This window comes from Endozoicomonas sp. ONNA1, assembly GCF_024606325.1.
Taxonomy (GTDB): Bacteria; Pseudomonadota; Gammaproteobacteria; order Pseudomonadales; family Endozoicomonadaceae; genus Endozoicomonas_A.
Map to the genome: position 1 here is coordinate 1 of NZ_JAHHPN010000831.1, position 4,873 is coordinate 4,873.

The window sequence follows — 4,873 nt, forward strand, 5'->3', positions numbered from 1 at the left end:
AATCATTCAGCTTGAGTTAATAAGCTTGCAGTTATACCTGCTGGCGAGTACCCACTCTCCCTTTTATATCAAGATTCTTTACAAAATTGTCCCCTGCAGAGATCGACTCGTTATTTATTTACTCTACCTTCTTTAGAGCTGGGGTCATTATTCTGGCTCACATCATCGGGATTGCGTTTTCGATGTTTTCTTTTGTGATTCGTTAGAGCTTGAGTATTCTGGCAGACCTTTCCGCATGGTCGCTGCTGACCATCCTCCCCAACGACGGTCACGTCACAGGTTTTTTCCCCGCCGTGTTGAGTTTTTTTGTGATCAGAGAGAGCCAGAGCATTCCGGCAGATCTTTCCGCAAGGCCGCTGTTGACGATCCTCCCCGACTACGGTCATGTCACAGGCTTTTTTCCCGGTGTGGTATCTTCTTTTGTGATTCGACAGGGCGTAGCCATTCTGGCAGACGGTCCCGCATGGCTGCTGCTGGCCATCCTCCCTGAACATGGTCACATCACAGATTTTTTGCCCGCTGTGGTATTTGCTTTTGTGGGATGACAGAGATTGAGCACTCTTGAAGACTATCCCGCATCGCTGCTGGCCATCCTCTCTGACAACGGTCACATCACAGGTTTTTTGTCCGGTGTGGTATTTGCTTTTGTGAGATGACAGAGATTGAGCACTCTTGAAGACCTTCCCGCATGGTTGAGGCTCGCCATCCTCAACGACTGTGGTCACGTCACAGTTTAGTTGTCCGGTGTGGTTGCTGCTTTTATGATTTGCCAGGGTTTGTGGGTAATGTGCAGTTCTTCCGCGAGGCGCTCCTCCGGGAAGAAGACAAATTGGTACATCATCATTGGCTGGCCAAGTGGTATCAGTTGCATAGACGATCCCTGCATTCACTGTGCAGTGATTGTCTGTATTGTCGCTAATGCCTCCGGCTTGTGGCTGACGCGCTTGCCGCTGAAATAGTTGGCCAGACTCGAATTCGAGTTGAGTGTCAAAGAGATCATCCAATGCTTGTGAAAGCGTAGAATCTCCAACGTTTAAAGGATTCAAATGACTTATGCAACCAAGACAGTGCCCTTGCGGAAAATGGGGGCATGAGATTTCTAAGGAATTCAGTGGCCATTCAGCGGACTCTCTGCTGTCGGATGATGCTCGGAAACTACAAACGCCATTGCAGGGAAAGACATAACAATTTAAACCCAAAGTATGTTGGTGTTGCAGAGGTTCTCCGTCTCCGCTACCGGAGCCTGAATAAAGGAAGCCAGTGAAAGAGCCAGCAGGCTGGATGGTTGCCCCCGGGGCTTGTTGGCCCGATGGTTGTGAAGCCTGGTATTGTTGTTGGCTATGCCCAGAGTCCGGAATCACAGTGATGGTGACAAATGTCTGATCCCCCTGGGTCAGCATAAACGTTGCCTTCTGCTGTTCAATCAGCTTAAACAGTGGGGAGTTGGGATGCCAATAACTTTGTAAAAGCCAACCGACAGCCACAACTACTTCTGCAAGTGCCCATGAGTAAGGAGTGGAGTACAAGGAGGCGTCCGGGGTGGACAGGATCAGTTCGTAACCCACCAGCAGGTGAGTGATGTAATGCCATTGCCAGAAGATTAACTCAACGGTCGTTTTTATCCCGTAAATGAACGAACGTTGTCGTATATTATTAGTCGGCAAAGATGATTTTGTAAAGCCGTTTATATCGGCAATGTCTGAAAAGGGACACCGGTCAGGCTTTATGGAAAAGCTCAGTTTTGGAGATGCTGTTTTCTGTTCAAGTTCGGTAACAAATCGTCCTGTAAACGGTTGTGCATGACAGACGACAAAAAACATCAGTAGCAGCAACAGCGGTGTCGTAAAGGGTGAGTGTTTAATAATTGTGTTCTTGCCTTCTGATTTACAGAGAGGAAGGATAGATCAAGAATATAATTGAGCTTTTCTGTCATTTAGAACTGAGGTCATTGTACTTGGCCGCATCAGCAAGTTTGCGTTTTCGATGTCTTTTTTTGTGATTCGACAGAGCTTGATGATTCTGGCAGACCTTCCCGCATGGCTGTGGCTGGCCATCCTCCCCGAGCATTATCTCGTCACAGGTTTTTTGCCCGCCGTGGATGTTTCTTTTGTGATCCGTCAGAGCCTTGGAACTCTTGCAAAGCTTCCCGCATGGCCGCTGCTGACCATCCTCTCCGACTACGATCATGTCACAGGTTTTTTGTCCGCTGTGCTCTTTTCTTTTGTGATCCGACAGCCTCCAGCTATTCTTGCAGACCTTTCCGCATGGTTGTTGCTGGCCATCCTTCGCGATCAACATCACACCACAGATTTGCTGGCTAGAGTGGACTCTGCTTTTGTGGTAAGTCAGTTCTATAGCATTCCTGAGAACCTCCCCGCATGGCCCTGACTGGCCATCGTTACCGACCACCAGCATGTCACAGGTTTGTTGCCCGGTATGGAGTCTGCCTTTGTGATTCCTCAGGGCTAGCGCATTCTGGCAGACCGTCCCGCATGGCTGCAGTCGGCCATCCTCCCCGATCACGCTCACGTCACAGGCTTTTAGCCCGCTGTGGACTTTACTTTTATGAGACGACAGGACCAAAGCATTCTTGTAGACTTTTCCGCATGGTCGTGGCTGGCCATCCTCTCCAACCAGAGGCACATCACAGGTTTGTTGCCCGCTGTGATCTTTTCTTATGTGAACCGACAAAGCTGTAGCACTCTTGCAAACAATCTCGCATGGTCGTCTCTGGCCATGCTCTCCAATCACAATCAACTTACAGGCCGCTTGCCCGACAGCTTCAGTTTTATAGTCTGCCCCGGCATCCATTGATTTTGAGGCGATCCCGTCTAAGGCGACCCCGTCTAAGGCGACCCCGTCTAAGGCGACCCCGTCTGAAAAGTTCCTGCCATAGGCAGGGTTGCTATCAATGCCTTGCGGCTGTGGATAAACCAGTCGGTCAAATACGCATTGAAGTTGATTGGCAGGGAAATCATCCAATGTTTTTAAAGGCGAGGAATCGCTGGCGTTTAGAGGATCAAAATAGCCAATGCAACGAAGACACTGCGCATTCGTCAAATGGGGGCATGAGCTTTGTCCGGAATTTAGTGACGATTCAGCAAGCCAACTACTATCGGATGATTGTCTGAGTATACAAATGCCACGACAGGGATAGACAAAACAATTTAAATCCAGAGTATGCAAGTCTTCTTGAGGGCCTCTTTTGTCGTCGCCATAGTCAGTATTCAGTGGGCTGTTGAAAGAGGCTTTAGGGTGGGTGGTTGCCCCTGATGGTCTCTGGCCGGATGGTTCTGATGGTGGTAGTGTCCGATGATGTCCAGAGCCAAACATCATAGTGATGGCCAAATCCGGTTTGCCTTCCTGCGCCTGCGTGGATGCTGTCTCTAATTGTTGAATCAGGCCAAACAGAAGTGAATCAAGGTTCAAATAGCTTTTTAAAACCCAACCGACAGCAACAATCACTTCTACAGGTAACGATGAATAAGGGCCGGGGCTTAGAGGAGAGTCTTTGCCGGTCAGGATCAGTTTGTAACCAACCCGCAGATGGGTAGTATAAAGCCATTGCCACAAAGTTGATTCAATTATGGTCGTTTTTACTCCATAGTCGCCAGGTCTGTGTGGTTTATCATCAAGGGAGAAATGTGTTCCTGCATAGCTGTTTGCTTCGGCGATGTCTGACGCGTCGTGCGTCAGTTTTTGCCAGTCACGCTCTGTATAAAAGTGCTGGTTGGTCTGTTCGAGCTCGACAATATAACGTTCTGTCAACGGTTCGCCCCGACAGATAACAAACGGCAGTAGTAGTAAAAATATCGCAAAGAGTGAGTGCTTAATAATTATATCCTTGCATCCTGGCCTACAGAGAGAAAAGATAGATCATGATAATAACCGTGTTTTTCCGTTATTTAGAACTGAGGCCATCATTCCGATCCAGATCAAGAGCCTTGCGTTTTCGATGAGTTTTTTTGTGATCGTACAGGGCTTGAGTATTACTGCAGATTTTCCCGCATGGCCGCTGCAGGCCATCCTTCCCGATGACGGTTACTTCACAGGCTTGTTTATTGCTGTGGGTGCGTCTTTTGTGACTCAACAGGTCCAGAACATTCTTCCAGGTCGTCCCGCATGGTCGTGGCTGGCCATTCTCGCCAACCACGGTCATGCTACAGGCTCGTTGACCGCTGTGAACCTTGCTCTTGTGACTAGACAGAGATAGAGCATTCTTTAGGACAATTCCGCATGGACGCGGCTGGCCATTCTCCCCGACTAATATGACATCACAGGTTTGTTGTCCGGTGTGCTCTTTTCTTTTGTGATCCGACAGTGCGCAAGCGTTCTTGCAGACCTGACCGCATGGCCGCAGCAGACCGTCTTCCCTGACCACGGATACGCCACAGGTTTTTTTCCCACTGTGGGCCATGCTTCTGTGGACGGACAGCGCTTTAGCATTTTTGCAGACCTTCCCGCATGGTCCTTGTTGGCCTTCTTCCCTGACCACTATCACATCACAGGTTTTTTGACCGGTATGTACTCTGCTTTTGTGATCCAACAGGGATCGAACATGCTTGAAGGCCCTACCACATGGCCGTTGCTGACCATTCTTTTGAATCACGGTAACGTCACAGGTCGGTTGCCCGGAAATGTTAGCTGCACAGGCAGCCTCTGCGCTCGTTATATATGCAAGGTTGCAGTGACATTCCGGGCTACTATCACAGCTGCTCGTCTGTGTCTTGGATGGTTGGTCAGAGTCGCATTGTAGCTGAGTGGCAGGGAGGCCATTCAATGCATTGAAAAGCGAGTAGTTTCTTTCGCTTGAAAGATCAAAATAGTCTATGCAACTAATGCATTGTCCTCTCGCTAAATGGCGACATGAGCT

Annotated in this window: 3 protein-coding genes; all 3 read right to left on the reverse strand. The window is 49.0% G+C overall.

From position 1 onward, the window contains the following. Positions 1–110: 110 nt before the first annotated feature. On the reverse strand, positions 111–1,820 hold the full coding sequence (locus KDK19_RS19665; RefSeq protein ID WP_257292688.1) for a hypothetical protein: 1,710 nt from the start codon (positions 1,818–1,820) through the stop codon (positions 111–113). A 109-nt stretch (positions 1,821–1,929) separates the two neighbouring features. Next, the gene (locus tag KDK19_RS19670; protein WP_257255112.1) at positions 1,930–3,768 is read right to left on the reverse strand and encodes a hypothetical protein; all 1,839 of its coding nucleotides are present in this window, start codon (positions 3,766–3,768) and stop codon (positions 1,930–1,932) included. Positions 3,769–3,901: 133 nt separating this feature from the next. Continuing rightward, on the reverse strand, positions 3,902–4,873 hold a 972-nt coding region (locus tag KDK19_RS19675), incomplete at its 5' end, for a hypothetical protein (protein WP_257292689.1).

What these genes read in the sequence shown, in the direction of transcription:
- KDK19_RS19665 (WP_257292688.1), bottom strand. Translation starts at nt 1,820, where the DNA reads ATGTTTTTTGTCGTCTGTCATGCACAACCGTTTACAGGACGATTTGTT.